The 25,654-nt window shown below is 41.8% G+C and carries 27 protein-coding genes and 4 pseudogenes; 10 read left to right on the top strand and 21 right to left on the bottom strand.

The genetic code is table 11. The features are described from left to right. Positions 1-138: 138 nt before the first annotated feature. From BTN50_RS07580 to BTN50_RS07560, 6 genes are all read right to left on the bottom strand, one after another. Positions 139-525, bottom strand: a complete 387-nt coding sequence (locus BTN50_RS07580; RefSeq protein WP_096619682.1) for a DUF6262 family protein — start codon at positions 523-525, stop codon at positions 139-141. A gap of 12 nt (positions 526-537) precedes the next feature. Next, positions 538-957 (bottom strand): hypothetical protein, encoded by a 420-nt coding sequence (locus BTN50_RS11520; protein ID WP_235611010.1) that lies wholly within the window; start codon positions 955-957, stop codon positions 538-540. A 63-nt stretch (positions 958-1,020) separates the two neighbouring features. Continuing rightward, positions 1,021-1,473, bottom strand: a complete 453-nt coding sequence (locus BTN50_RS11515) for a tyrosine-type recombinase/integrase (RefSeq protein WP_235611009.1) — start codon at positions 1,471-1,473, stop codon at positions 1,021-1,023. A gap of 236 nt (positions 1,474-1,709) precedes the next feature. After that, positions 1,710-2,000 (bottom strand): hypothetical protein, encoded by a 291-nt coding sequence (locus tag BTN50_RS07570; RefSeq protein WP_096619681.1) that lies wholly within the window; start codon positions 1,998-2,000, stop codon positions 1,710-1,712. A gap of 18 nt (positions 2,001-2,018) precedes the next feature. Next, complete coding sequence (locus BTN50_RS07565; RefSeq protein ID WP_096619680.1) at positions 2,019-2,795, bottom strand: hypothetical protein; 777 nt, start codon at positions 2,793-2,795, stop codon at positions 2,019-2,021. After that, positions 2,792-3,463: a tyrosine-type recombinase/integrase gene (locus tag BTN50_RS07560; protein ID WP_161492998.1), complete on the bottom strand. Its 672-nt coding sequence runs from the start codon at positions 3,461-3,463 to the stop codon at positions 2,792-2,794. Before BTN50_RS07560 ends, BTN50_RS07565 begins: the two co-directional genes overlap by 4 nt. Positions 3,464-4,741: 1,278 nt before the next feature. Between BTN50_RS07560 and BTN50_RS07555 the strand changes: the two genes are divergently transcribed. Further along, positions 4,742-5,131, top strand: a complete 390-nt coding sequence (locus tag BTN50_RS07555) for a hypothetical protein (protein WP_096619678.1) — start codon at positions 4,742-4,744, stop codon at positions 5,129-5,131. Positions 5,132-5,479: 348 nt separating this feature from the next. Here BTN50_RS07555 and BTN50_RS10245 read toward each other — a convergent pair whose 3' ends face one another. Genes BTN50_RS10245 through BTN50_RS07545 form a run of 3 tightly spaced genes read right to left on the bottom strand, consistent with a single transcriptional unit; the run spans position 5,480 to position 6,655 of the window. After that, positions 5,480-5,647, bottom strand: a complete 168-nt coding sequence (locus BTN50_RS10245; protein ID WP_161492997.1) for a hypothetical protein — start codon at positions 5,645-5,647, stop codon at positions 5,480-5,482. A gap of 32 nt (positions 5,648-5,679) precedes the next feature. Next, the gene (locus BTN50_RS07550; RefSeq protein WP_096619677.1) at positions 5,680-6,009 is read right to left on the bottom strand and encodes a hypothetical protein; all 330 of its coding nucleotides are present in this window, start codon (positions 6,007-6,009) and stop codon (positions 5,680-5,682) included. Then, positions 5,999-6,655, bottom strand: a complete 657-nt coding sequence (locus BTN50_RS07545) for an AAA family ATPase (RefSeq protein ID WP_096619676.1) — start codon at positions 6,653-6,655, stop codon at positions 5,999-6,001. Before BTN50_RS07545 ends, BTN50_RS07550 begins: the two co-directional genes overlap by 11 nt. A 62-nt stretch (positions 6,656-6,717) precedes the next feature. On the opposite strand from BTN50_RS07545, the pseudogene BTN50_RS07540 reads away from it, so the two are divergent. After that, a pseudogene (locus BTN50_RS07540) lies at positions 6,718-7,329 on the top strand (IS3 family transposase); the annotation flags it as partial. A gap of 148 nt (positions 7,330-7,477) precedes the next feature. Here the strand turns inward: BTN50_RS07540 and BTN50_RS07535 are convergent. The 4 genes from BTN50_RS07535 to BTN50_RS07520 form a co-directional block, all read right to left on the bottom strand. After that, the gene (locus tag BTN50_RS07535; protein ID WP_235611008.1) at positions 7,478-7,984 is read right to left on the bottom strand and encodes an ATP-binding cassette domain-containing protein; all 507 of its coding nucleotides are present in this window, start codon (positions 7,982-7,984) and stop codon (positions 7,478-7,480) included. Continuing rightward, complete coding sequence (locus BTN50_RS07530; protein WP_096619674.1) at positions 7,981-9,120, bottom strand: ATP-binding cassette domain-containing protein; 1,140 nt, start codon at positions 9,118-9,120, stop codon at positions 7,981-7,983. The genes BTN50_RS07535 and BTN50_RS07530 overlap by 4 nt, the downstream gene beginning before the upstream one ends. Next, a complete protein-coding gene (locus tag BTN50_RS07525; protein ID WP_235611007.1) occupies positions 9,117-10,193 on the bottom strand; it encodes an MFS transporter in 1,077 nt (358 codons plus the stop codon). Before BTN50_RS07525 ends, BTN50_RS07530 begins: the two co-directional genes overlap by 4 nt. 283 nt (positions 10,194-10,476) lie before the next feature. Next, a complete protein-coding gene (locus BTN50_RS07520; protein WP_151897959.1) occupies positions 10,477-11,871 on the bottom strand; it encodes an alpha/beta fold hydrolase in 1,395 nt (464 codons plus the stop codon). Between the two features lie 210 nt (positions 11,872-12,081). Between BTN50_RS07520 and BTN50_RS07515 the strand changes: the two genes are divergently transcribed. Further along, positions 12,082-12,606, top strand: coding sequence for a ParA family protein (locus BTN50_RS07515; protein WP_096619672.1), 525 nt, complete (start codon positions 12,082-12,084; stop codon positions 12,604-12,606). Next, positions 12,603-12,992: a hypothetical protein gene (locus tag BTN50_RS07510; RefSeq protein WP_096619671.1), complete on the top strand. Its 390-nt coding sequence runs from the start codon at positions 12,603-12,605 to the stop codon at positions 12,990-12,992. Before BTN50_RS07515 ends, BTN50_RS07510 begins: the two co-directional genes overlap by 4 nt. A 96-nt stretch (positions 12,993-13,088) precedes the next feature. Here BTN50_RS07510 and BTN50_RS09590 read toward each other — a convergent pair. After that, a pseudogene (locus tag BTN50_RS09590) lies at positions 13,089-13,211 on the bottom strand (IS6 family transposase); the annotation flags it as partial. A 114-nt stretch (positions 13,212-13,325) separates the two neighbouring features. Here BTN50_RS09590 and BTN50_RS07505 point away from each other — a divergent pair. Beyond that, positions 13,326-13,511: a hypothetical protein gene (locus BTN50_RS07505; RefSeq protein ID WP_096619670.1), complete on the top strand. Its 186-nt coding sequence runs from the start codon at positions 13,326-13,328 to the stop codon at positions 13,509-13,511. 62 nt (positions 13,512-13,573) lie between these two features. On the opposite strand, the gene BTN50_RS07500 is transcribed toward BTN50_RS07505, so the two are convergent. The 3 genes from BTN50_RS07500 to BTN50_RS07490 form a co-directional block, all read right to left on the bottom strand. Continuing rightward, on the bottom strand, positions 13,574-13,819 hold the full coding sequence (locus BTN50_RS07500) for a ribbon-helix-helix domain-containing protein (protein WP_150138525.1): 246 nt from the start codon (positions 13,817-13,819) through the stop codon (positions 13,574-13,576). 127 nt (positions 13,820-13,946) lie between these two features. Continuing rightward, positions 13,947-14,444, bottom strand: a complete 498-nt coding sequence (locus tag BTN50_RS07495) for a ParA family protein (protein WP_096619668.1) — start codon at positions 14,442-14,444, stop codon at positions 13,947-13,949. A gap of 242 nt (positions 14,445-14,686) precedes the next feature. Further along, on the bottom strand, positions 14,687-14,983 hold the full coding sequence (locus BTN50_RS07490) for an antirestriction protein ArdA (RefSeq protein WP_150138526.1): 297 nt from the start codon (positions 14,981-14,983) through the stop codon (positions 14,687-14,689). A 385-nt stretch (positions 14,984-15,368) separates the two neighbouring features. Here BTN50_RS07490 and BTN50_RS07485 point away from each other — a divergent pair, with 385 nt between their 5' ends. Beyond that, positions 15,369-16,142 carry a 4'-phosphopantetheinyl transferase family protein gene (locus BTN50_RS07485; RefSeq protein ID WP_161492996.1) on the top strand — a complete coding sequence of 258 codons (774 nt, stop codon included), beginning with the start codon at positions 15,369-15,371 and terminating at the stop codon, positions 16,140-16,142. A 341-nt stretch (positions 16,143-16,483) separates the two neighbouring features. Here the strand turns inward: BTN50_RS07485 and BTN50_RS07480 are convergent, their stop codons facing one another. Further along, the gene (locus BTN50_RS07480) at positions 16,484-19,264 is read right to left on the bottom strand and encodes a TolB-like translocation protein (RefSeq protein WP_096619695.1); all 2,781 of its coding nucleotides are present in this window, start codon (positions 19,262-19,264) and stop codon (positions 16,484-16,486) included. A 176-nt stretch (positions 19,265-19,440) separates the two neighbouring features. Here BTN50_RS07480 and BTN50_RS07475 point away from each other — a divergent pair. Continuing rightward, positions 19,441-19,605, top strand: a pseudogene (locus BTN50_RS07475) (transposase); the annotation flags it as partial. Positions 19,606-19,760: 155 nt separating this feature from the next. Here the strand turns inward: BTN50_RS07475 and BTN50_RS07470 are convergent. Beyond that, positions 19,761-19,994, bottom strand: coding sequence for a transposase (locus BTN50_RS07470; protein WP_223825599.1), 234 nt, complete (start codon positions 19,992-19,994; stop codon positions 19,761-19,763). Positions 19,995-20,344: 350 nt separating this feature from the next. Between BTN50_RS07470 and BTN50_RS07465 the strand changes: the two genes are divergently transcribed. The 3 genes and pseudogenes from BTN50_RS07465 (at position 20,345) to BTN50_RS07455 (ending at position 22,368) form a co-directional block, all read left to right on the top strand. Next, a complete protein-coding gene (locus BTN50_RS07465; RefSeq protein ID WP_096619664.1) occupies positions 20,345-20,536 on the top strand; it encodes a hypothetical protein in 192 nt (63 codons plus the stop codon). Between the two features lie 173 nt (positions 20,537-20,709). Beyond that, positions 20,710-20,943: pseudogene (locus BTN50_RS07460) on the top strand (DDE-type integrase/transposase/recombinase); the annotation flags it as partial. Positions 20,944-21,858: 915 nt separating this feature from the next. Continuing rightward, positions 21,859-22,368: a hypothetical protein gene (locus tag BTN50_RS07455; RefSeq protein ID WP_151897958.1), complete on the top strand. Its 510-nt coding sequence runs from the start codon at positions 21,859-21,861 to the stop codon at positions 22,366-22,368. Positions 22,369-22,964: 596 nt separating this feature from the next. Here the strand turns inward: BTN50_RS07455 and nrdG are convergent. Next, positions 22,965-23,435: an anaerobic ribonucleoside-triphosphate reductase-activating protein gene (gene nrdG, locus BTN50_RS07450; RefSeq protein WP_096619662.1), complete on the bottom strand. Its 471-nt coding sequence runs from the start codon at positions 23,433-23,435 to the stop codon at positions 22,965-22,967. A 10-nt stretch (positions 23,436-23,445) separates the two neighbouring features. Further along, positions 23,446-25,566, bottom strand: a complete 2,121-nt coding sequence (gene nrdD, locus BTN50_RS07445; protein WP_096619661.1) for an anaerobic ribonucleoside-triphosphate reductase — start codon at positions 25,564-25,566, stop codon at positions 23,446-23,448. Positions 25,567-25,654 lie beyond the last annotated feature (88 nt).

Here is a 25,654-nt window from a genome sequence, read left to right as displayed (position 1 = left end):
TTTTATGTTACCAACAATCTCAAACTTTCAGTGTGAATGTTGGTAGCTGCATTTTGATCTCTATCGCTATCTAAACATGAAATTATATTTGAATCGCCAACCCCGTTATACTTAGTGGTTAGTACCTTGTGGATATGTCTACATCGAAGAGTTGCGGAATTTACCATATACAACTTCAAGCTGTTTCTTTAACTCACTATTTTCAGTTTCTAGCTCTCTCACTTTAGCCTTTAATGTTGAGATTAATGCATCTTTTGATGAATCACTTCTTTTGGTCGATGCTTTAACTGCTACTGCTTTTTTGTCAGATGATTGATCTCGTATTCGCTTAATTCGCTCCGCAATGTCACTCTCTTTGTAGAGCCACGCTTTAGATACGCCAGCCTCTTCCGCTACAGTGTTAAAGTTAATGACCTCTTTCTTCTTTATTAACCGCTTGATAGCTTCATCGGTCTTCTTTAAAGCTTCTTTTTTCTTTTTTCCAGCATTGGACTTTAAGCCAGAAGTATTTCTTTTATGCGCCATGTAAATTTACCTCTAGCGGTTCAATGATGTTAACGAGTGATTGTTTGATTTTTTGTTCATTTCTATCTGCCTAGCCCAACCTTTGCTGGAGCATCTAGCAATTATCTCTTCTGTACGGTTTAACTGATCTTTATGTTGAGGTAAATACCTGTGGTCAGTTCTAAAGTTTGGGCAAGTTAGACAAGCATTAGCATGCGAACAACTTCCTTGCACAACTCGTAACGAACACAAGCCATTAGGCAATGTTTGTACGGCAATATTCTTTTTAAGCCACTGAGCATCAATCGAGCCAGTATCACAGCTTTCACTGAGACTTTCTGCTACATCTTCAACGTCATAGATAGCGCCTTTAATATCGACCATCTTGCCATTGAATTTAGCGTATTCCTCTTCAAGAATTTTATCCATAATATGAGCATAGGTACTAGTCATTGTTGGTGACTCATGATCTAAGTATCTCTGAACGATATGCTGTGCTAGGCCATTATTAATCATTCAAGTTGCAGTTGTGTACCTAAACATATGGAACGAAAAATAATAAACAGAGCCACGTTTACTAACGATATTGCGTTCTTGCGCCAGAGCGTTAAGGTTTTTAATTAGCGTTCCCTTAGACCATGCTTTGCCAACTCTTGGGTAAGGTCGCTTATTATCTTGTAACTTCGGGGTTGGAAACAATAATTCCGTTGCCCCTATGAACTCTAAAATAACTTCATTCTGTTGTTCTTTGATAACTTCCTCAGTCTTTTTGGTAATAGGGACAACATGTTCTTTTTTCATTTTATATTGGTAATATTTTATGAAGTAATCACCTTGAGCGTTGGAGTAAATGCAGTCATAAGGCAGACCGCAGCATTCACTGCTCCTCATTCCGACCTCTTGGAGAACCAGAAAGAAGCGCATGACATGAGGGTGTAACCCATTAATATTCGCATTTAATTGGCTCATGACATATTCAGGAATGAACTTGGGTAGGCTTTTCATTTCTTTGGGATAGTCTGAGTCTCTAATTAAACGAGTAGCCCCGAACTCGACCGTAACAGTGTCTTCACACCATTCGATATATTGTCTGAGAGACGCAAGCCTTCTTTTTATGCTTGTTTCTTTGAATTTTGTTTCCGACCAATTATAAAGAATATTCTCCATAATTGATCTATCAATTTCCTTTGGTGTGCAAGTCAAATTTATATCAAAACTGCTGCACCACACATGCGAATTAATTGAAGGTTTGTAACTAATTTTGCGCTTGACCGTGTTGCATGACACGCTTTAATAAAGGCTTTGGCTGAATCTATTAGCCAGTCAAATGGCAAATTACTAAAATTTAGTTTTATTGCGTTAGTCCCGCCCTTTAGCTGAACTTCACCATCATTAAAAAACCATACATCATCACTTCCAAGCCTTTTTCTTGAAGTACATTCCTTGCAAATATCCTTATGATGTCGGTTAAGGTCTGGTAAACCAATAAATACCAATCCGATCCCTGTTGGCGGCTATCTTAGCGTAAAAAAATTAATGGAAGAGTCTGGTATCCATGAAACAACGCTTAACCTTTCAAGTGCGTCTAAAAGGGCTATGCGTTCATCTAAGCGAGCTTCCTCTTTTTGCTCAACAATCACATTCAAGGTTGCGTTATGTACATCGGGGTAACTTTTGCGAACTGCAACGTCGAAAGACTTATTCATCTCAGCTTCGCGGCAAACATCTTTGACAGTAACCTTTTGACCCGACTCAACCAATCGATTAAGAGCTACTACTAACTTGGCATTGGTTTGCTGATTTCCGAAAACTTCTGTTTCTGTTTGCTGTTTTGCAATTTCTTTTAGAGCGTCAGGTAATGTCTGATAGATATACGAATTATCAATCCCTGCCTCTTTTGCAACATTTACTGTATTTAATTTTGTAAGATTTGAGATGATATATGTTGCTTTATTTACGATACGCTCAATGGCATCCAAGCATCGTTTTCTTGCATCAATGGCATGAACAGTGGTTCGATGGCTCGTACTTTTCCTCTTAACCACTTCAACACAACTCATAATATCACGAAATTCACGATGTAGAACGGTAGAGGAAATATCAGCTTCTTTGGCGATATTCTTAAATATCAGTCTTGATTTATGCTCAATTTTAGTGGGACAACCCATCATAATTCGATCAATAGCCTCAATAGCCTCAATAGCTAGCTTGCGTGTATCGCCAAGTAATTCGTTTTGTTTTGCATCCAGAGCTGTATTCTCTGTACTAACGAGAGCAAGTTTACTGTTCATTGCTTATCCTTTTGAAAATTCTGGAATGCTTGCTTGAGATCTTGACTATTCAAATGAGCATAAATACTAATCGTGGTCTGTATATCTTTATGCCCGAGGCGTTTCTGAACATAGGACGCATCCCAGCCACTCCTAAGCAACTCAGTAGCATGAGTGTGCCTAAAGATATGAGGAGAGAATGGGATACCTTGTTTTTTAGCTATACGGCGAAATTTAGTGTAAATAGTGCTGTATGTTAATGGGCTGCCAATATTCTCACTCCATATATTGACGAACACATAGTTAGAATCAATCTCGTCGAAATCATATACAACATAATCCGTGTATAGCTGTATTAACTCAGAACTAATATCAATACTTCTTTGCTCGTTACTTTTAGCTCTAGCTCTCTTTTCATTTCTTCTTGGGATAACCTGAATTACTTTGTTCCAGCTATGAATATCTTCATGCCTCAATCCAAGAGCCTCACCAATGCGCATTCCTGTTTCATACAGTACGCAAATTAAAAATTTATCCCTTTTATTTCCACTGGCAGCAACAAGAGCTTTAACCTGTTCGGGTATTAGGGTGTTTGGGATTCGCTTAGGTTCTTTTATTTTGAGGATATTACGTTTATTGTTTTTTTTCGCTAATATGATGCAGAAACGATTTATAACTCTTGCCGCCAAAACTATCTGTCTTGTGTATCTGTAATGGCTTGGTACTATCTAGTCTTGCGTGATAGTCATAGAAAGAGCTTACGGCAGTTACTATGAAGTTTATTGTCTTCTCTGAGCGCAATGAGGTGGTTTCGGAAAGTATTATAACATTACCAGTGTAACCAACCTTTAACCAGTTGATGAACTGTGACATTTCAACCAAACCAATATCATCCCAGCTTAGCTGAGAATTATCCAAATATAGCCAAAAATCTCCGAAAACGTTTCAATGCGAAAGGCTGGCATATCAACACGGATGATAGATTGAGCATCAAGCTCGCGAATTCACGGCTTTACCGCATGGGACTCGGTGTCAAAGTCGGCATGGACGCCCCCCCTTACCTGCATAGACCTTTTATTTTGCGATGGCCTTTGTTGGCTAGGCATCGTCACGTCTGTTGAAAAAAACCGTCCAAAAATACGCATAAAACCCGTAAAAAAAAGCATTACAGGCATCTTAGTCGCTATTGCCTCGTCGATATCGTACCAATTTACCTGTTTTCTGAGAGCCTATATTGATTTATCCACAATAGTCGGAATGACCCTCCGATTAAGGCGTTGCTACCCCCCCTATATATCTGCCAAGTAATCTCTCTATAAATAAATCTTTCATTAATTGTTTCCCCTTAATAATTGTTGATATCTTTTGTTTCAGGAAAATCTCACGTAAAACGCGTGACAAAGGCTTTCTATTGGTTTGGAACCTTCTTTTTTCGATGCAAGAAAATCTCAATTCCCTGTGCGATTTTTTGCTATTTTATTTTTTTGTGTTTTTCGAATTAACCCTTATAAAACATATAGTTACGCACACTACTCCGACAATTAATTTTGCGGGTTTTTTACCGAAAAAGCGACGTAAAATAGGAATATGTTAATAATATCAAGGAGTTGGAGTGATATCTGGTTCCATTGGTGACCTGTATTTTTACAAAAAACCGCAAATTTCAGCACTTTTTTCGATTTTTATTTGGGTGTCTAGACCCTAGAGACCCCAGTGATAACGCCTGTGTACGTTTCTTTTTGCACGAAAAAATAATCGCAAAAAAAAGCAAGTAGCAAATAGCACAGGAAGGTAGGAAGGAGTATGCGCACGTGCTATTTTACTTTACGCGAGGCAAAGTTAAACAAGACTCTTTGTTAATTAATAATTATACGTAAGATTATCATTAATGGTAATTAAAAATTATATTTGACACGCTTGTTGCTGCCACGCAACGAGATAAGCACTTTTTTAAAAGAAGTTTTCACATGAGTCTATTAAAAACAAAAGATGCTAAAAAAAATAAGTCTTCACGAGATCGTGAGCAGCTTGTGACGTTGTCAGAAGCGAGGGCGGCTTTTGGGGAAGAACGACGTAAAAAAAACAATGAGTACAAGCGAAATTACTTGAAAAAATACAGAGAAGATTGGCAGAAAGACAAAGCGGAAGTTGATGAACTTCAGGTGATAGAAGATGTTTTAAGGTACGTTACCCGCCCGCTGAATGGTGCAAACAACCGGCGCAGCGGGTTTTATGCGATGAAAATTAATGCGCACGAACATGCAATAATACAAGCCGCGCTAAAGCTAGAGGGAGCGCGATCTAGTCGAGAATTGTTCGTTAAACTTTGTAATGAAGTAATTAAGAAAAACAATTAAAAGATGTGATTAATAATTATAGTTGGCAGTGAAGTTGAGCGCTGCTACCTGTACTTAGGTGTCTTGATCTTGAGTTGATATTCGTGCGTAACCACATTTCATTGTTGCGATAACCCACAACCTCAATATCCACAACAAACGCCGTATAGCGCGAGTGTATACACTCACACGACCATGTTCTAATGGTTAATGACCCTTTACCAGAATATGTTTCACCACAGTTACTGCACATTTTTGATTATTGAAAAGCTTGGTTTAAGCGAAATTCCTGTTTACAACGTTTATGCGGCATGTGATTTTGGCACAGAAAATGGAATTGAGTACCAAATAGACACAATGTTGTTACCTTCAAAACACGTGACTACTCACCGCCCTAATCGGGCGAGGAGTAGTCACATAATCTGGTGGGGTTGAGCACCATGCTTCTTGCTGTGCTGCGCTATACATATCGGTATCAATAGCATGAATGGATGAGTGGAATAATTGTTTGGCGACAGATAGAGGATCTTTTAACAAAAAATTATTATTTTAATAAAATAATAAGATAACTACCTTATTACAAATTTCATAAAATCTTCATCACTCATTTTAGCCAAATTATTAGCAACTAAACGAACAATATCGCTACGATTCAATTGCTTATCATAATTAAGTTCTAATTGGTATGACAAAAGATTAAATCTTTTCGCTTGATTATCTAATGTTTTTCTATCTGTATCTGTCAATGAAATAGAAACAGGCTTCGTCAACTCTCTTTTTATTCTTGAGCTATCTTTGTTAACACCAGCAATGCTTTTAGCATCAGCCCCATCAATAAAAGAATCAATATCTTTGACTTTTTTCTCACTATTTTTCAAAGATTGACGATTAAATTTCATTACAAATTTCCTTGAGCAAACAACTCATTTCAGCTTTTGCCTTTGTATCTTTCCATTCATGGACTCCTAATGCTTCTGAAAAGGCATCTCTATGTGCTTTTCGTTCAGATAGCACTGTATTCAATAATCTAAACTCTGGAAATTCTTTCAAAAGCTGCTTTGCTATCGTTTTTTCTGTTTGGCTATTTGTTGGAGCCATATTTATAAAAACACTAACTGTTAAATCAGGATTATAGTCTCTTGCAGTTTCAACCGTTTCAGACATATGCTCAAGTAATTCAAGATCAGCTAAACTTGCCTTTGTTGGTATAAGCATCAAATCAGAAGCTAACATAGCACTTCGCATTTCCCTACTATCACGACCTGCAGCATCAATAATCACATAACCATACTTTCCCGCTTCTATCTTAATCTGAGAAGTAATATTCCCATCCAAACGAATACAAGGAAAAGAATTAACATTTTGATTATCTTCTCTACGTTGTGACCAACGATATAATGTAGCTTGAGGATCTGCATCCACTAATAAAATACGATCTGTTTCACCATTAAACTGTTCTTTCGCAATAGCAACTGCAAGATTCGTAGCCGTATTACTCTTACCAACTCCACCTTTTTGATGCGCAAGTAAAATAACTTTACCCATAATCATCTCCAACAAATTATTTACAATAAATAATAAGATAATAAAACATGATCTTTTAATACTTAGTTAGTTGTCAGATACCGAAACACGGTTATAAAAAGGCAACGAAAGAACATATCAACGTTCCTAACACGCTTAATCGTCAGTTTGCTGTCACTGAGCCCAACCAAGTATGGTGCGGTGATGTTACCTATATTTGGATGGGTACTCTATGGGCATATTTGGCTGTGGTTATGGACCTGTTCGCGAGAAAACCTGTGGGATGGGCGATGTCACTTTCGCCCGATACCAACTTAACAGGTCGCGCATTATCAATGGCCTTCGAAGCAAGAGGAAGACCGAAGAATGTCATGTTCCATCGCGACCAAGGTTCCCATTACACCCGTTTGCAATATCGACAATTGCTATGGCGCTACCAACTAGAACAAAATATGAGTCGACGCGGAAACTGTTGGGATAATAGTCCGATGGAACGATTCTTCAGAAGCTTAAAGACAGAATGGGTGCCGTCTAAAGGGTACGATAATTTCACTCAAGCACGCTGTTCAATCACAAATTACATCACGGGCTATTACAGCCAAACCAGGCCACATCAATACAATGGTGGTCTGACGCCAAATGAGTCAGAAAGACTATTCTGGAATGACTCTAAAGCTGTGGCCAATATTACTTGACCACTTGTATCTACAGTATGCTTCTTAATATGATGCTGTTTAGTTAGATTGGCTTTGTAAGGCATTTGTTAAATACCAGAAAGGTAGGTATGAATCGAACATTATATAAAAATGAAAGAAAAACGCCTTATTGATGATTATTTGAGCGTTACAACAAAGCCGCGTTTTCGCTAGGATATGGGGGGGTAGTGACGGCATGGCCTATTGCATCAGAACCTTCTATATTTATCACCCTACTTATGCCTATATCGCCAATAAAGTCTTTGTCGTGGCTAACAACTAACACGCTGCCGTTAAAGTCACGCAGAGCTTGAGCTAGCATCAATCGGGAGTCTAGATCTAGATGATTATTCGGCTCATCCAACAACAGTAGAGTATTGTCAGATTGATGGCTAATGGCTAACATGGAAACTTTCATCCTTTCGCCTCCGCTCAAGTTTACCATCGCTTGTGTTGCTTTCTCTCGTTTTAGTCCAATACCTGCCAGCAGCGTTCGCTGGTTTGTTTCCGTTAGGTGTGGGCAAAAAAAAGCCAAGTTTTCAAGTACGGACTTTGTGTTATCCAATAACGAGAAGTGCTGATCTAGATAGCATAGGCCTGCACGCACATTAATGTTTCCGTGGACAGGAGAAAGGCGCCCAGCGATAGCTTTCAATAGGGTAGACTTACCTCTACCGTTTGGGCCAGATAGGTGAATTTTTCTCCAAAATCAACAAAAAATGTGATTTCGTTTTCATGTTGAATATAGGGCAGACGCACTTCTGTGATGTCCAAAATACGTAAGGCGCGTATTTCTACTTTTCCCAAGGACAGGCTCTGCTGCTTAAATAACTCATGTTTCCTATTCAGAGTGCTGAACTGATCCTGCATCTGCAGCAATTTACGGTTCTGATTACTTTCCCGAGAACCGCTGGAACGCTCAGCACTATGCTTTAAGGTATTCAGGATAACTTTAGCATGGCTACCTGAACGAGCAATCTGTTTACCTTGACTAGCACGTTGTTGAGCTTTTTCCCGATTATTTTGCATGGTCTGCCGCATGAGCTTGATCTCTGAATTAGCATGCTCGATGTGGCGATCCAAACTATTTAGCTCACTTGCGCGCTGTTTCGCGTAGACCTCATAGGCACCGCCGTAATGATGTAGACCGAGAGTATTCAGCTCCAAGATATCATCTACATTGCCCAAAATATCACGATCATGACTAATGATAAGTATACCGCCATTGAAGTGCATCATCTGTTCGATTAACCAATTCTTTCCTTGTTCGTCCAGATGGTTTCCTGGTTCATCAAGAATTAGATAGTCATAATTAGATTGGAAAAGCTGATGCAGCGCTAACCGAGTTAACTGACCGCCACTCAGAACATCACATCGTAAAAATGGATCTAAAGGTAGTCCCAATGTCTGTAATTGCTGCTCCAGATTTGCCTGCAGTTGCCAATTATCGTCGATTAGCTCGAAGTCATGAGGATCACATCCTCCGGCAGTAATTCGGGTTAAAGCTTCCAACCTGTGCCGAACTCCAAGAAAGTCACTGACAGTTTCATACAGAGTAGGTATTTCCTCCACGCCAACCTGCCGCAACCACCCGACTCGACAAAAAGTGGTGACAGAGCCGGAATAAGGCATTTTTTCTCCTGTCAGCAGTGATGCCAATAAGGATTTTCCTACACCGTTTCTGCCAACTAGTCCGGTTATTTTATCGTCCAGAGTAAAATTCAGGTTGGAAAACAGCGTATTGCCATTGTCGAAGCGATAAGTTAAGGCTTGAGCATTGATGCTTGTCATAACTCCCCCTGTTGTATATATCTTCCGTAATGTTTCTTACAGCAGATAGTAATCGCCATGCAGACGAAAAATAATGCGCACTCGATAGGGGCGTTGACACTGATGTTGGCCACAAAGCCGAAGGCAAAACCGGAGAAGCCGGCGCTGAAAGCGGCGATAGCGGCAGCCATTCCCATGATAGAGCCTTGTTTGCTCGCATCAATACAAATGGATAGTTGTGACATTAAGCCGCTGTATGACATGCCAAAGCCTACCGCGCCCAATACCGCGAGTAGATACAGGATATATAGATTAGTGTTGAGTAGGGTTACACCTATACAGAATGCCATCAGTACCAACGCCAGTCCAACCATGCTAAGAGGTTTCAGCACTTTCATCGCAGGGCCAACCAGAAATAGGAAAGCCAACGCGAGGGCAAAACCGGTCCAAGATATGAAGTTGCTCACTTCCTGTTGAGCAAAACCGAGCCCACCAGTCAGGTACAGACCGATAAACTGGAAGAAGATATTCCAGCCCACCAGCATCAATAGCAGGAGCAAGGCGTAGGTGCGGATATCCTTGATTCTGACTGCATCGAGCAGATTCGCAATGGGGTTGGGAAGCGTCATCGCTCGCTTCTTGGCGTTCGCTTTTTGGTCCTGAAACACAAGTAGCAGGATCAGCAAATTCACCACGGACAGAGCCGCCACAAAGATAAAAGGCGTCTGTAGATTGAACCAGGGAACTAGCGCAGGATCGCTCAGATAACCGCCGATCAACGGGCCGACGACATAGCCCAGGGAGACAAAAAACATGATGTAGCCAATGTACCTAGCCCGCTGTTTCTCTTCAGTGACATCGATAATAGAGGCCTGCGCGACGGGCAGACAGCCGGAAAAGAAACCGCCAATGAGTCGACCGGCCATGAACAACCACAGGCTCTTGAACGCAAGGGCGTACGCCAACAAGACATAGCTCATCGCCAGACCGCTGAGACACAGCAGCAGCGTCTTCTTCCGTCCCAGGCCATCAGACAAAGCGCCCAGCAATGGCGCGCCAAAAAACATGGCGATGGAGAACGCGCCTAGTGCCACGCCGTATACTCCATTGCGAAAACCTTCAGGCCTTCGCTAATCAGTCCGGACAAAGGATCGTGGGCGATGGTCGTCAGCATGGGAATAATCAGGCTAGCGCCCAGATTATCAATGAAGATAACCAGATAAATGCCGATTAAACTCAACATCCTTGTATTTGTCATAAAACCTCTCGTACTGGAGCGCCCTGCAAGGACGCCCTATATCTTTCCCATTATTTGCTATTTGATTTAGCGCTTTATTGGCCTCTTAATCCTGGCCACTGCGCCGAAACTTCTTAGCCTTAACCGATAACCTCCCCGTTGAGAAAGTGGAGTAGTTGCGTATTAAAAAACTGGCTCGCAGTCAGGGGGATAAAATGTCCGTGTCCCTTCACGACCAGTTCGGCAGCCTGAGGAATGCGGCGTAACCGATCGAATGTGGCTTCATCGATAATGCAGTCGTTTTGTCCGTGCGTCAATAATACGGGCATAGCGATCCCGCCCAGTCGCGCATTGACGTCGAAGCACATCAGTGCGTCGTAGTAATAACGCAGCACGCTCATTGGTGCGCCTGCGCCCAGGCTGGCGACAATATCTTCCGCGCCGTCAAACACGATCTCCAGAATGTCGCGATGTGCTTTCAGTTCATCATGAAGGTCCAGCGTATTGCCGAATACGTCCTCGCCGAAGTTCGGCGCCGTGCTGATCAAGGTCAGTGAACGTACTAAATCTGGATGGTGAATGGCGATCAGACAGGACAGGCAGTCCCCCAAAGACCAGCCCACCAAATCGACAGCGCCGCGGTTTAACTCCTGTTTAATGAAAATCGCCATGTCTTCCGCCAGTCTCTCCAGCGAGAAAGTGGCGGCGTCGAAAGGACAGTCCTTGTGGCCGGGATAGATTGGAATTAACACCCGTCTCCCGGACTGAGTCAGCGCATTGATCTGCTGTGTCCAGGCCTCCGCGCTGGTATTCAGAGGTGGCGCTAGGATAACGGACCGTCCTTCCCCATAGCTCAGCCATTGTGCCATGCGGCCGAATACGGCCGGAGACGCGCTTTCTCTCGGCGCTTCCGCTATCACCTTATCTTCCACTACGGCCGCGCTCTCAGCCCCTGTTGCAGCAATGCCGGCGGCAAGATCCTCCAGGGTTGGATACTTGAACAAGTCGTGAGCCTGTAATCCGGGGCAGCGCTGTTGATAAGGGGCCAGCAGTTTCAAGGCGGACAGGGAATCCAGTCCGAGCTCTTCTATTAAGACGTCCCTGGACAGTTCATCCGGCGCAAACCCCAGCAGGTCTGACACCGCGGCGCGCAGCTCTTCTACAAAGGCTTCGGTGGAAAGCACCGAATCAGCTTGGGTGGACGCAGAAGCGTCGGCAACTTGCTCGTCTTCCCGGTCATCAATCCAATAACGTTTGCTGTCAAATGGATACGCCGGCACGTTGATGTCTGGATTCAGTGACGTGACCGTATCCAATCGGCGCCGCACTTCCTCCTGCTCGCTCGCCCGCCAAAGCGTCATCAGGGCCAGTTTTTCTGTCGACAGAGTAAGTCCTCGCGCGGCCAAAGGCTCGCCCCGCAAAACTTGTCCTGCGTCCAACTCGTGCGCCAGTTGCTCCAGTGCGGATAGCAAATCTGACTTGTTCGCGGCGATAACGACGCAGTGCTGTCCATAGCGGGGACGGCGCAACAGCAATTGGCAATTGCAAAAAGAGCAGGGAGCAAATCGCTCAGGAAGGTAGGAAGGAGTCCGCGCACGCGCTATCTTACTTTACGTGATGCAAAGTTAAACAAGACTCTTTGTTAATTAAGAATTATATTTGATACGCTTGTTGGTGTCCTTATAATTATTACATAACAAGTATGTATGCTATACAGTGAATGTCTGATAGAAAGAGGCTCGTGCATGCAACATTTAATTTTCTTTAACACAAAAGGCGGATCAGGAAAATCCACACTATGTGAATATTCCGCAATGGAACTCCAACGGCTTGGGCACAATGTCTCAGTTGAAAACACTGACCAACAGCAACATGTTACGTTGATACAAAACGATGCTGCCGATTTTTGTTTATATGACACTGCAGGGGCGTTCACTCACGAGAATGTGAAGTTGTTGCGCGCTGCTAGAGATGCTAATTCACTCATAATCGTGCCTATGAATACAGGCAAAAATGATTTGAAAGAATTGCCGTTTTTAGTCTCTAAGCTCGTTGAATATCAAGTCCGAGAAAAAACACGCTTTGTGTTCACGAAAACCCGCACGAAAGGGAGAATCCTAGAAAGTCGTCGCGAGACTTTGGTTGCTGCGGGGTTGGGTTTGTTAACATTAATTTGGGTTATGCCCGTGCTTGATGATTTTACAGAGATGCGCCAAAGTGCGCGGACACGCAACGTGATAAGCACTTTTTTAAAAGAAGTTCTGAAATGAGTCTATTAAAAACAAAAGATGCTAAAAAGAATAATTCTTCACGAGATCGTGAACAACTTGTGACGTTGTCAGAAGCGAGGGCTGCTTTTGAAGAGGAACGACGCAAGAAAAATAATGAGTATCAGCGAAGTCACTTAGAAAAACACAAAGAGGCTTGGCGGAAAGATAAAGCGGAAGTAGATCAATTTCATGATATAGGAGACTTTTTGGCGTACGTTACGCGCACATTTTCCGATGCAAACAACCCTCGCATCGGATTGCATTCGATGAAAATTAACGCACACGAACATGCAATAATACAAGCCGCGCTAAAGCTAGAGGGAGCACGCTCTAGTCGAGAATTGTTCGTTAAGCTTTGTAATGAAGTAATTAAGAAAAACAGTTAAGAGATGTAATTAATAATTATAGTTGGCAGAGGTGCTATTCCATTTCACCTAGGAATTCCCTCTCCGACATCTATGTGTTGTGGAGCAAAAACCTGTCCCTCGCTCTGCCAGCATGTCGCTGAGGTTGGCGTAGCTCATTGGGGTCGAACCATACCAGCGCAGGCACCAAAGAATGATTTCAGGAGCAAAGTGTTTCCATTTAAATGCGGGATTGGTCATTGAGTCACTAGATCAGAAAAGACAGAACTAAGTTCTGAGTCTTGGTTGATTTTTTTGCAACAAAGCCATTTTCGGAGGCGCAAGTCCCTGCCCCTCCTGCTTGATCTTAATGATATGCCAGCCATAAAACGTGAAACGATAGCCAAAGGACAACGGCTTGTCCAAGAGGCTGGAACGGGTTGGGATTATCAAGAAATTCGCAGCCAATTCACGCAACAACTTATCAGCGGCTTTGCCCCTGAAAAAGTGGATGGGGCTTTTATAGCGTTCGTAAAAAAGAAGGTTGCCACGTGGCCATAAAACTTTATCACTTTATCACTTTATCACTTTATCACTTCATAATGATAAGGTGATTAAATAATTTAGGCTATGCGTTTTTTGCCATGTTTCTCTAGCAAGTCATTGACCGCTTCAATCATCAAGGCTTGCATATTTTTTGCGCCTGTATCTAATCTTAGATATTCAAGTTCACGCTTTGCCGCCTCATCAACCCTAAAGATGATCGGCGTTTTATCAGCAAAAGCGGTTTTTTCTGTTGCCTTAGCCTTCACAGGCTTCGGCGTATCGCCGCTATGCAACGCTGCGGCGAGGTCTTTCTTTTTTGCCATTGGTCTTAACTCCGATTTCTTTGAAAATAAACTTGTATAGAGCACGAATTTCATCAGCTGCATTGCTACGAGGTTCATATTCCAACACGCCCTGCCCTTGTGTAATGGCGTGAATATAGGCCACTCGTTACCCCACTTGAACGGGTGCAAGATTAACCCCTAGCCCCTTGATAGCTGCTTCTGCTTCTTCAGTAAGCATACCACGGGCGGGAGTCTGGTTTAGCACTACATGACACGGGGTCTTTGCCAGCTGGCAAATCTCTATGGTCATACTGACGGCCCTTAGATCAACAATCGAAGGGCGACAGGGGATCAACACCATATCAGCGGCACGGGCTGCGGCCAGTGCCGTTTGCTCTGCATGTGGGGCGGTATCAATGACGATAAAATCGCCATCATTTTCGGCGCATGTATCGAGGACATTTTGCAATCTTTGCGCCTGTGTTGTCACAACTGGCGGCGTTTTTGCCTCCCTGCTGTCCCCCCATTGCACCATAGATGATTGCGGATCAAGGTCGATGATTGCCGTCTGTTTGCCGTTCATTTCTGCGGCAATAGCGTTATTCAAACCAAGCGTAGTCTTGCCCGCTCCGCCCTTCTGGCTCAGTATTGCAATCTTAATCACTTTATCACCTCATCACTTAATCATGATTATTTGATATAGTTTTATCAGATTCAAGAATTATCCGCAAGCCCTGAATAATTACGACCAGATTTCTTTCATGTGCGTCTAGCACATACGCCATGATGCCCCCGCATCATGGCTAAAAAACTCCGCAAGAATTGCGTCGTCATTCGAGCTTTTAGCCCCCGCCCATGAAGGGCAGGGGCAGGGCGTTTAGTTACTCCAGAATATGTAGATCTTCCCTATCCCTGCTTCAACGGTGATAATGTCGCCACACCCGCTTCCATATCGCGGCCCATAGCTTCGTAGTCGATATACGGGGCGATATTGTCGGGGATACCTTCAAGCCCGCCCGTTTCTTCTGTTAGATGTTCGGCGTATTCGGTCACGTTGCGCCATTCCCCGCAATAGCGGTCTTCCAGTGCCTCACGCGCATCATTTATATCGCCGCCGTAGTAGTCGGCTATCATCGCGCGAAGCTGTCCATGCTCGGCCACAAAATCCGCGCCGCTCTCCATCAGGTTAGAGATAAAAGCCACGAGTCGCTATTTAAAACAGTGTAGTGGTCACACTTCAGAGGCTATCAATAGGAGACTGGTGAACGGTTACCATGGGCGTATCAATAAAAACTTTCTATCGTTATCATGAGTTAGTTTAAACTGGTTGGTGGTATTGATGCGCTGATTAATCAGACCTGCGGTGCACTACATTTGCAAGATCACAACCTTTTGGGGTATATACTTAATAAAGATCAAAGCGTTTTATACATGTGGTCATTTGTCAGCACCTGACCTTTTCTGGTTATTTTGTTGACCCGCTTTATTTTAAAACCCCATACTTTAAAGTGCATAAATTAGTTCAGTAAAGGGAATTTCCAATTAAATCGTATTTATGAAATCAAAGAGTAAGCAAAAAACTTCCATTATGAAGATAGCAGAAAATGAAACTCACATCTGGTTTACCTATGATGAGGAAATAAATCACGATTTTGCTTTGAACAACTACGTCCCGTTTTTGAGTCATCAGGAATTGGAACAGTACCAAAAGTTATACTTTGATAAACGTAAACACCAATATTTGGTAACCAGAATGTTAGTTCGTAATGTCCTGAGTAGATACTTAAAAGGTATTCCTGCCGAAGATATAGAATTCATAACTAACGACCACAAGAAACCCTATGTTTTGCCTGAACAACTGGTATTGCCGCTGCAATTCAATATTTCACACACTGAGAAAATGATTGTTATAGCAGTATCAGTGGGAATTGAAATAGGAATCGATGTAGAATATCTGGATCGCAACAATAGTGCTTTTGAAATTGCTGAGCGATTTTTTGCTGAAAATGAGTATCAGTATTTAAAAGCGTTACCAGATGATCAGCAAAAACAAAGATTTTTTAGTCTTTGGACTCTTAAGGAAGCTTACATAAAAGCCTGTGGTAAAGGTTTATATATTCCGTTAGATGAATTTTGTTTTTCCTATCCGAGTTTCAATACCATTGATATTAATTTTTCCACCTATCGACATGATGATCCTACTAACTGGCAGTTTTGGCAAATTCAACCAAGCAAACAGCATCTAGTATCGCTTGCAGTCAAGCAATCAGAACAGCACCCTCAGAATTTAATCATGTACAAAACAACACATCTGCTGGGAAGCGAAGTGGTCAGTTATCCTGTGGTTGCGTCAAAATGCTAAATTTTGTTGCTCTTTGGTGAGTTTACGCCACTAAAAGTGTAATTTAAAGTCAAGGTTATCTAGATGACAACCAGGGGAAGCAAGGTGCTCAGTTTTGGTTTAAATAACTCCAAAGTAAGTGGTTTTCAGGGGGAACTTTAACCTATATTTTTATCACTTAGCCATAAATGACGGGGTTTTACGGTTAAGTGATAAAAGGTATTTTGGAATTAAAAGCGACTGGACAAGTCGTTACTGCTTGCGGAGGCTTGCGTAATTCCCGTTACGAACGAGTTGCTGCCCAGGAAACAAAAATCATCGCCCGATCAAGATCGGTGAGTAATCACCTTATTGACGACTTACTAAAACTGAGCGCTTAGCTTGATATACACCTGATCTTTACCTAATTGACTGTCTAATCCGTGATTATAGCCAATGATTACTGGTAACTGATAAAAATAAAACCCTATTGTCTCAATTTGCACTGCAGCCCCAACCCCTGTCAGAGCTTGGTAACGTTGGTTATCGTTCCAGCTTGAACCTGAGTTGATAAATACTGAACCTGAAATAGCCCCAAAACCAATTGGCCACACATCCCAGTTCCGGTTAACGCGATAAATTAAGTGGCTTAACGTAATACTTTGTGTGGTGTAAGCTTGCCCTACTTGCGCCCCATAGCTATACCCACTTAACGCTAGCTGATGGCGACCATACAGCTTAATTTGGTCTCCCTCATAACCCCCAAGTTTAAATGGTTTGGCTTTTGAATCCGCATAACCTGCCGCAAGGTGGGTGCTTAGACTGAAGCTCCCTGGAAGATTCCAATGTGCCATCCATTGAGCCTGCCATTTTTGTCCAGAGTAATTGCCGCCAACATTTTGCTCCCACACCAAATCGGCGTAATGACCCAATTTATCATCCCATTGCAGCGCAGTTCCCGCCAGCCACTCATCACTTGCTTGTGCAGAGCTCGTACCTTGAGGTGATTTTATCAGTGACACTTTTTGCCAATAGGTTCCGACACCAAACGTTAGGTCATCGTCAATGCCATGCAATGAGTAATCACTTTTTAACGTTAAGTTATCTTGGCGAACAATTCGGTCTTCTTTATTGGTCAATGGGTTCAAGTTAAACTCATGCTCTCGGCTTAATATTGCTTGCCAGAGGTCTTCATACGCGTAATCTAATTGATACGACCCCAACGTATTTTTCGTGTCCCAAGCTGCTTGGATACCATACTGATGACGCTCCAGATTATCTGAACCACTGATCTCAAAAATAACCAAAGATTGGTTATCATCACTTTGCCAAGCGGAAGTCCAGTCTTGCCCCGTTAAAGTTGGAAGCTGTGAATCCTCAGTAATTTCACTTTTTTCTGTCGTGGAGATCGGAGCTGAAGAAGCCTCATTCACCGTAGCATACGATGAAAGCGAAACATCATTCAAAGCTGTCACTGCGTGAATATGACGCAAATGGTAGCCATCATGCTCATAGGCTTGATAGATAAGCCCTTGCGATGCAATCCATTGAGGAGAAAAAGCCCCGCCAACTTCGTTGGTCAGTTGCTCTACCTGTAAACTGGTTAAGTCCATTCGGTAGATCTGATAGTGGCCATTGTAATCCGCACTAAACAGCAACTCTCCCTCTTTAATAAAACTCAGTTGATGTTCCGTTGCTGAAGTTTCGGTTACTGCCAACCAGCTCTGCTCTTTCTGTTCAAAACGCATGATATTCCATGCACTAAACGGCTGCTGAATGGATGCATAAATTTCACCTGTTGGGGATAGCGCCATATCACCAATTATCCAGCCAAACGAACCTTGCCATAGGCGAGTTTGCTGTCCATCAAGTGTCACATTCCACAATTCAGGTAAACCGTGCTTATGGCGCGTTGCAAAAACGCTTTGCCCATCTAAGCTCCAACGCACTTGGGTAAAGCGCTGCTGCTCAGTTAAACTCTGCCACTGCCCATCAACATAGCGATAAAGGTCATTGAACTTTTGTTCTTCCTGATTTTGGTTTTTTTGTGAGACGACAATGCCTTGTTGTGGATGAGTATCGAGGCTGGTTAATCCATTTATTGTCGATAAGTAATGCCATTGATTTTTCTCACTATCCCACATCGCTAAATGTCCACCGTCAACATAATTATTACGCCAAGCAAGCAGTTGATCTGATTCTCCATTGGCCAATAAGTATGAAAATGGCTGACTATCTAGAGATTGAGCACCCGAAGAGTGCTCCTTACTTTGCGCAATTTGATCTGAAAACTGCGTTATAAGATCGGCACGAAACTCTTCCCAAAGCGCAAAAAAATCTTTACCAAAAGCGTGTCGCGCACTGCGGTTTAAGAAAAAACCCGGAATTAAATAACCACTGTAATCGGTTAAAAAGTGCTGGAACGCTTCTTCACCATATGTTTTGGTTAAATAATCAATGAAATACGCACCGTAGAGATAAGCAATACCAGCGGGTAGTAAAGAGTTATCCACCACCACTTGATTTGCCACTTGACTTAGATCAGCTAATTGACCGCTCACCACTTCCATACGCATTTGCATAGCAAAGAAACTATCATAATAGCCTTGTTTTTCTATATAAATCGCCAACCCTTCTCTTAAGAAGTGTGGAGTCAGAAAATGCGGGAAAAACAGCAGTTGGCGGCCAAAAATATCACGTGCTCTAGTTACCGCACGGTCATTGAACTCCATATGAACAATGTGTGTGTATTCATGGCGGATCAGCGAATCCAACCGCTTCTCGTTCCCTTCTGAATTAAGTATATTTCTAGGAGGATGTAAAGACAGATGAATGTGAGGAGAAGGTATCGGTATTGCATTACCATTATTAGAGTCCTCATCATCCTCCAGAATGAGATGAGTTTTGTCCGTTGGCATCTGTGAAAACTGACTGGCGAGATCTTGATGCACTTTTTCTGCAATGTCTAAAGAATGCGCAGCGAATTGCACCCAGTCACTACGAAAGTGTACGATAAAGTGTTGTGATTGTTGCATCAGCCACTGATGACCACCTTTGTTCAAAGCAACTGGCTCCTCGGCCAATATTGTAGGTGTATACATACCAAAATACATCATTAAACCCATAGTGGATAAAAGTATCCATTTAAATTTCTTTAATATCATTTGCAACATCTTTTTCTAAAATAAATAACAGTTATATATTATATTGCTCGTCGTTATTTACAAAAAATTTGAACTAATCTCTATGTTTACAATTTATTCATCACTTCCTGCCTAATTCCATGATGATCTAAATTGTAAACATAGAGATTAGTTCAAATTTTTTGTAAATAACGCCTACCTCGATTGAAACGGCACTGTTGGTGAGAGGTATTTTTAAACTTCCCATTCTTAGATTAGAAGGCTTTCTCAATTCAGTTTTTACGTTGATGAATGTCCCGCTTAAATCCCCTATATACACCTTCATTAGTAAGCGTTCGAAGAACGTAAGAGTGAGGTACCGAAGATTTGGAGTCAGTGTATTATATGCCTGATTTAATCAACAATGTCCCTTTAAACCCTACTTAATATCAGTAATGATTTCCCTTCATAATCAAAAAGATTAAGGGGGCTGTTGCAACTACTCGGCACTAAAGTACCTAGCTTCCAAGATAACAGCCTAAGCCACTAGCTCTTCTTTTTTGACGTTTCTCTGGGTACTGCGAGTTGAGCTTTTGGCTCTACTTGTCTTACGGTTCCCTTCACGTCCACTATCTGACTTGAGTTGAAGAACTCCATCGTCAGACAACACCGTTCCAGTGTCTAAAATTAGGTTTATTGCCCGTTTCTTTACAACCCCTGATGCGTTGTGGTCTGCATTGTCAGTATTGCCACAGTCACCGCACACGAACATGCAATAATACAAGCCGCGCTAAAGCTAGAGGGAGCGCGCTCTAGTCGAGAATTGTTCGTTAAGCTTTGTAATGAAGTAATTAAAAAAAATAATTAAAAGAGGTAATCAATAATTATTTTTGGCGATATGCTATTTCATTTCACCTAGGAATTCCCTCCCCGACAACTATATGTTGTGGAGCTTAAGCCTGTCCCTCGCTCTGATTGCTTTCCCCATAAGTGCGTACAACCTCGCAAAACCTGTAAAAAGGACGATGACGATCATGTAGGCAATATGTTGTTTCCTAGATACAATCAACAAGCCCGACTCCAGTCTGGCTTAAAATAACTTAACTTTAGGGGAATTGTATAATGACTAAAGAAGATACTAAGGATAATAAGCAGTCTACTACTACACAAACACCAGTTGCCCCTACCAGGATCAGCTTTAACTCACCAAGACTATGGACTTATTGTGTTAAGCCGCCCACAAAATCTATGGTCGATAATAGTCAAAAAGTGACATTAGTTTCCGAAACAAAAAATAACAACACCAAAAAATAATACTGACAGGTTGAGAAAGTTGGTGTCTGGGTTAATGTCCGCTGGGTATTTCTTGTTATGCGTTTGGTTGACGCAGGCATGCGTAAGAGAAATCTTGAATTTCGAGCTGTGCATCTGCGAAATCTAGAGAATTTTCTACGTTGGATTGCCTACAATAGTGACGCAGTAACCGGCTGCATAATGGTATCGAGTCCGATCACGCCCCCATCAAGAAGCTCGTTGTCAGCTCAGGTGGTTTTAAAATACGAAAGCGAGCCTAGTCAACCATCGAGGGATTCGAATCACTGCGAATGTTGAACAAAGGCCAGTTTGATTTCTGGTTACGTCATGATGAGGGTAAAACTCTTGTTCGGGAGAGATCCGCCTTCATGAATCGTCTACTCAATGTTGAGGTGATTTATCAGTAATCGTTAAACCCATTACTGGGTAGATCTGCATCCTATAATTAGTTGCAACAGCCCCGTTTTATTTCCACCGCAGATTTTCTTTGTCAAGTTTATTAGACATGTCCCTCTTCCTTTTTCTTCAGAAATGAGAGCGGTTTCTGGATTTGTTACATCTTTCTTCAGTATTTTCTAGAAGATCGAGGGGTAATCCGTTGGATCTTTGGGACTCAGTCGGATATAGTCCAATTGTCTTCAAGTTTTAACTAACTTTTAGACGTAACAAAGCCCGAGCGAAAAATGCCAATTTTTCGCCCTTCTCTGTTATTGAGTTTTAAAAAACCCGTGTGTCAGATATTAAAAAACTCAAACCTGATTACACTGTTAAAACCACAAAAAGCCCAGAACATTGTTGGTCTTAAGTAGTTTTAAATTGTATCAGTGCTATGCAAGCATCTAAAAATTTTACGGGTTGTGGAATTTTTGGTTTGGCTTCAGAACCCATAGCTTGCTATAGCAGCATAAAAGAGCAACATAAAAGCCCTGACATGTCAGGGCTTTGCTTTTTGCGAACTATTAGAAGTTGGTCGCTTTTTTTAACTCAAGTAGCTTGCTTATTAATTTAAAAAGTACGAAAATGCATTATCCAGTGTTCTGACTCTGATCCAGAACCCCTCAATCCAACCCAATTAGACAATGACGAAATTCTTACAAAAAGAAAACAATACCTCGGCGTGGGAATTAACTGCACTGTGGTATCCAGAGGAAGCCCTCTCCCCTCAAAATGAAAATGGTGTACGGAAGGTTCTGGGAAAGAAACAACGCAAGTTAAGACCAATCCCGACAATTAACCGCAAGCTGTGGAACACAGTCGAAAAAGTTGGTGTCTGGGTTAATGTCCGCTGGGTATTTCTTGTTATGCGGTTGGTTGACGCAGGCATGCGTAAGAGAAATCTTGAATTTCGGGCTGTGCATCTGCGAAATCTAGAGAATTTTCTACGTTGGATTGCCTACAATAGTGACGCCGTAACAGGCTGTATCAATGTCTCACTTCTTTGCGTAGAAATTCACCGAGAAATTGGAGTGTCTAAATCAACAATCTATTTGATGATAAAAGAACTCGTCATTATGCGCGTATTAGTTGACGCCGAGTGGAGCGGACAGGGCTGCCAAGACATTCTCCATGGAGGCTGTTTGCCACGTACCCTTTGCGCGACCCCGCTTTTCTATGAACTTATGGACATTGATAACGCAGAGCTAAAGCGGTTGCGGACGTATGAAACTGAACGGCGTTGCGAAAAAAAAGCAAAAAGTTACGATGCGGAGGGCGCACTTCGGAAATATTGTGAAAACAACATACGGAGAGTCTGGGAACATAGACATACCCAGAAAAATTCAAGTTACAGGGTGAAATTATCGGCGATGACACCTCTCTCGCGCCTAGCATAAACAACCAGAACTCTTTTAGATGATAAGCATACGATCTAATCGTGTTTGGTGACTTACCAGTAGAGTGTAAATATTTTAGATAAAGGTCTATTTATTTGACAGGAAGATAATCAGATCCAATAACAATCCAGAAGTCTTCACTTTGATTATTGATCTTTATCTTTGTGACCTGTATAAACCCACTTTCTTACTTTAAATAACTGTAATAGATATGAATTCTATGATGTATATATTTATATGTAAAATATTTTTGTTTACTATGTAGATTGGTTATTTTATGTAATAGATAACTATTGTGCATAATACCACACTCACACGACCATGTTCCAATGGCTAATGATCATATTATGAAACTCAATAGAGATATTTCGATAAAGGTCAGCACTGGCACATACCACAGATAGAGATAAAGATGATAAAATCAAATCAAAAAGAGATTAGACAATCTCAGAAGGTGAATTTCAGAAAAGGATTTAGTCGGTACACTCATAATCACCAACAAAGACCTGAGCAATACTACGGTTACGGTAAGCAGTGCCGCCGCTTATAAGCAATTCAATTCTCGGTGGTATTCTTGCAAGACCTCAAGGTTATTGTTAAGCTGGAGTCAAACGATAGATAACTTGATTCGAACTGCCCTTCCAAAGTAATGATGGATTTGCCAACGATTGTTCAAATTTACCATCAATTAATACATCAAGTAGAGCTACAATCGCTTGCTGCTCCATCGTTAGGTTTGATAGCTTATAACCAGTCCAAAGCCAAATGTCTTTTTTTGTGCATTCACGCCTAACGCGATTAACCAAAGCTAATACAGCAGAAACATTGGCTGGGTGAAGAGGATCACCTCCACTGAGCGATAATCCTCGACGTATAATGCGCATGTCGTTTAAGTCTGCAATAATACGATCTTCCATCAGCTTATCAAACACCTGCCCAGAATCGAGTGGTAAGGTACTTTGATTGTAACAACCTCGGCATTGATGCTCACACCCAGCCACAAACAAGGTACAGCGAGTGCCTTCTCCATTAATTACGTCAACCGGATAGTACTGATGGAAATTCATTTGACTGATCTTACATATGCTTAATACGACGTTGGACTTCTTCTTGCTTGCCATTATTGAACGGACGAGTGTCAGGGCTACCTAAATAGCCGCAAACACGACGAGTGACAGACACTTGAGTGGAGTCATGATTGCCACAACTTGGACAGACAAAACCTTTACTTGAACATTCGAACTCACCAGTGAAACCACATTTGTAACATTCATCAATTGGCGTATTGGTACCGTAGTAAGGTATGCGTTCATAACTGTAATCCCATACATTTTCTAACGCTTCAAGGTTATTCTGAATATTGGGGTATTCACCATAGCAAATGAAACCACCATTTGTGATTGGAGGATACGACATTTCAAAATCAATTTTATCGTACGGGTTAACACTCTTTTCAACATCTAGGTGAAAACTGTTAGTATAGTAACCTTTATCCGTTACACCAGGTATCAAGCCGAATTCTTTTGCGTCTATTTTGCAGAAACGATTACATAAATTTTCACTTGGGGTGCTGTATAAACTAAAGCCATAGCCTGTTTCATATTTCCAGCGATCCGTTGTCACTTTCATATGCCGGATAATGGAGATAGCCTTTTCGCGTAACTCTGGAGAATCATAGATGTGTTGTTTTGTACCATATAGAGCATTAATTGTTTCGTGTAGTCCTATATAACCCATAGAAATTGATGCACGACCATTTTTGAAGATTTCGCTAATATTGTCATCTTCATTCAAACGTATCCCACAAGCACCTTCCATATATAAAATCGGTGCAACACGCGCTTTCACACCGTCAAAACGTGCAATACGAGAGTCTAAAGCTTCACGTGCAACACTCATCACTTCATCAAGCAACTTAAAGAAGGTTTCCTCACAACCATTTGCACGAATTGCCACACGCGGGAGGTTCAAACTGATAACACCAAGATTATTACGACCTTCGTGTATTAATTCGCCATTTTTTTCATATGTAGGTAAAAAACTACGACAGCCCATGGGAGTTTTGAATGAGCCCGTTACTTCAATCACCCGGTCATAGTTTAATATATCTGGATACATGCGCTTAGATGCGCACTCGAGTGCCAACATTTTTATATCGTAGTTTGGTTCACCATTTTTCAAGTTCAACCCAGCTTTCACACTAAACACTAGCTTAGGGAACACGGCAGTTTTATGGTTTTTACCCAAACCAAAAATACGATTTTTAAGAATTGCAAATTGAATGAGACGCGCGGCCCAAGATTCACCTAACCCAAAACCAAAAGTTACAAATGGTGTTTGTCCATTTGTGGTGTGTAGAGTGTTTACTTCATATTCCAATGATTGAAATGCATCATAACACTCTTTTTCAGTGCGAGAAGTCGCATAGTCTTGAGCGTCTTCGATATTCCATTCCTGCGCTACCTCGAGGTGTTTTTGATAACTAATATTTACATATGGCGCGAGTGTTTCATCAATGCGGTTAATTGTAGTTCCGCCATAGATATGACTAGCAACCTGCGCAATAATTTGAGAAGTAACAGCTGTTGCTGTAGAAATCGACTGAGGCTGATCGATCTCTGCGTTACCCATTTTAAATCCTTTGGTTAGCATGCCTTCAAGGTCAATCAACATACAATTGAACATAGGGAAAAAAGGCGCATAATCTAAATCGTGATAATGGATATCCCCATGTTCATGCGCGTGCAACACCATTTTTGGTAGCATGTATTGCTTAGCATAATGCTTTGCTACAATGCCAGCTAATAGATCACGTTGCGTTGGGATAACCTTACTGTCTTTATTTGCATTTTCGTTGAGGATATCTGAGTTTGTTTGCTCAACTAATCCTTTAATTTCATGGTTAAGATGACTTCTCCGTTCGCGCATGTTATCGCGATCATGACGATATTCAATATACGCGCGCGCTACTGTCTTGTAAGGCCCGGCCATCAAGTGATTCTCAACCGCATCTTGAATATCATGAATATCAACTTCTTTCACACTTCTGAACTGTGCAAAAACACTATTCGCTACTGCCCCTGCATAGGCTTTATTCATATTTTTAATTGTTGAAGATGCCCTTATTATGGCATTTTTAATACGTTGACACTGAAAAGGTACGTGGTGTCCATCGCGTTTAATGACAACAGGTTTCACAAACAGCTCCTTAACAAATAGTCCTTATCCCCTGAACTATTCAAACAAAAAATAATAGTTCAGGCGTTTTAATATACATTCAGAGTTT

Source organism: Candidatus Enterovibrio altilux, assembly GCF_002381345.1.
Classification (GTDB): domain Bacteria; phylum Pseudomonadota; class Gammaproteobacteria; order Enterobacterales; family Vibrionaceae; genus Enterovibrio; species Enterovibrio altilux.
This window is presented reverse-complemented; position numbering and strand designations above follow the sequence as displayed.

Bases quoted from the DNA above. Each gene is read 5' to 3' on its own strand.
- BTN50_RS07580 (WP_096619682.1), bottom strand. From the start codon at position 525: ATGGCGCATAAAAGAAATACTTCTGGCTTAAAGTCCAATGCTGGAAAA.
- BTN50_RS11520 (WP_235611010.1), bottom strand. From the start codon at position 957: ATGACTAGTACCTATGCTCATATTATGGATAAAATTCTTGAAGAGGAA.
- BTN50_RS11515 (WP_235611009.1), bottom strand. From the start codon at position 1,473: ATGAGCCAATTAAATGCGAATATTAATGGGTTACACCCTCATGTCATG.
- BTN50_RS07565 (WP_096619680.1), bottom strand. From the start codon at position 2,795: ATGAACAGTAAACTTGCTCTCGTTAGTACAGAGAATACAGCTCTGGAT.
- BTN50_RS07555 (WP_096619678.1), top strand. From the start codon at position 4,742: ATGAGTCTATTAAAAACAAAAGATGCTAAAAAAAATAAGTCTTCACGA.
- BTN50_RS07550 (WP_096619677.1), bottom strand. From the start codon at position 6,009: ATGAAATTTAATCGTCAATCTTTGAAAAATAGTGAGAAAAAAGTCAAA.
- BTN50_RS07545 (WP_096619676.1), bottom strand. From the start codon at position 6,655: ATGGGTAAAGTTATTTTACTTGCGCATCAAAAAGGTGGAGTTGGTAAG.
- BTN50_RS07530 (WP_096619674.1), bottom strand. From the start codon at position 9,120: ATGACAAGCATCAATGCTCAAGCCTTAACTTATCGCTTCGACAATGGC.
- BTN50_RS07515 (WP_096619672.1), top strand. From the start codon at position 12,082: ATGCAACATTTAATTTTCTTTAACACAAAAGGCGGATCAGGAAAATCC.
- BTN50_RS07510 (WP_096619671.1), top strand. From the start codon at position 12,603: ATGAGTCTATTAAAAACAAAAGATGCTAAAAAGAATAATTCTTCACGA.
- BTN50_RS07505 (WP_096619670.1), top strand. From the start codon at position 13,326: ATGCCAGCCATAAAACGTGAAACGATAGCCAAAGGACAACGGCTTGTC.
- BTN50_RS07500 (WP_150138525.1), bottom strand. From the start codon at position 13,819: ATGGCAAAAAAGAAAGACCTCGCCGCAGCGTTGCATAGCGGCGATACG.
- BTN50_RS07485 (WP_161492996.1), top strand. From the start codon at position 15,369: ATGAAGATAGCAGAAAATGAAACTCACATCTGGTTTACCTATGATGAG.
- BTN50_RS07480 (WP_096619695.1), bottom strand. From the start codon at position 19,264: ATGATATTAAAGAAATTTAAATGGATACTTTTATCCACTATGGGTTTA.
- BTN50_RS07470 (WP_223825599.1), bottom strand. From the start codon at position 19,994: ATGTTCGTGTGCGGTGACTGTGGCAATACTGACAATGCAGACCACAAC.
- BTN50_RS07465 (WP_096619664.1), top strand. From the start codon at position 20,345: ATGACTAAAGAAGATACTAAGGATAATAAGCAGTCTACTACTACACAA.
- BTN50_RS07455 (WP_151897958.1), top strand. From the start codon at position 21,859: ATGCGTAAGAGAAATCTTGAATTTCGGGCTGTGCATCTGCGAAATCTA.
- nrdG (WP_096619662.1), bottom strand. From the start codon at position 23,435: ATGAATTTCCATCAGTACTATCCGGTTGACGTAATTAATGGAGAAGGC.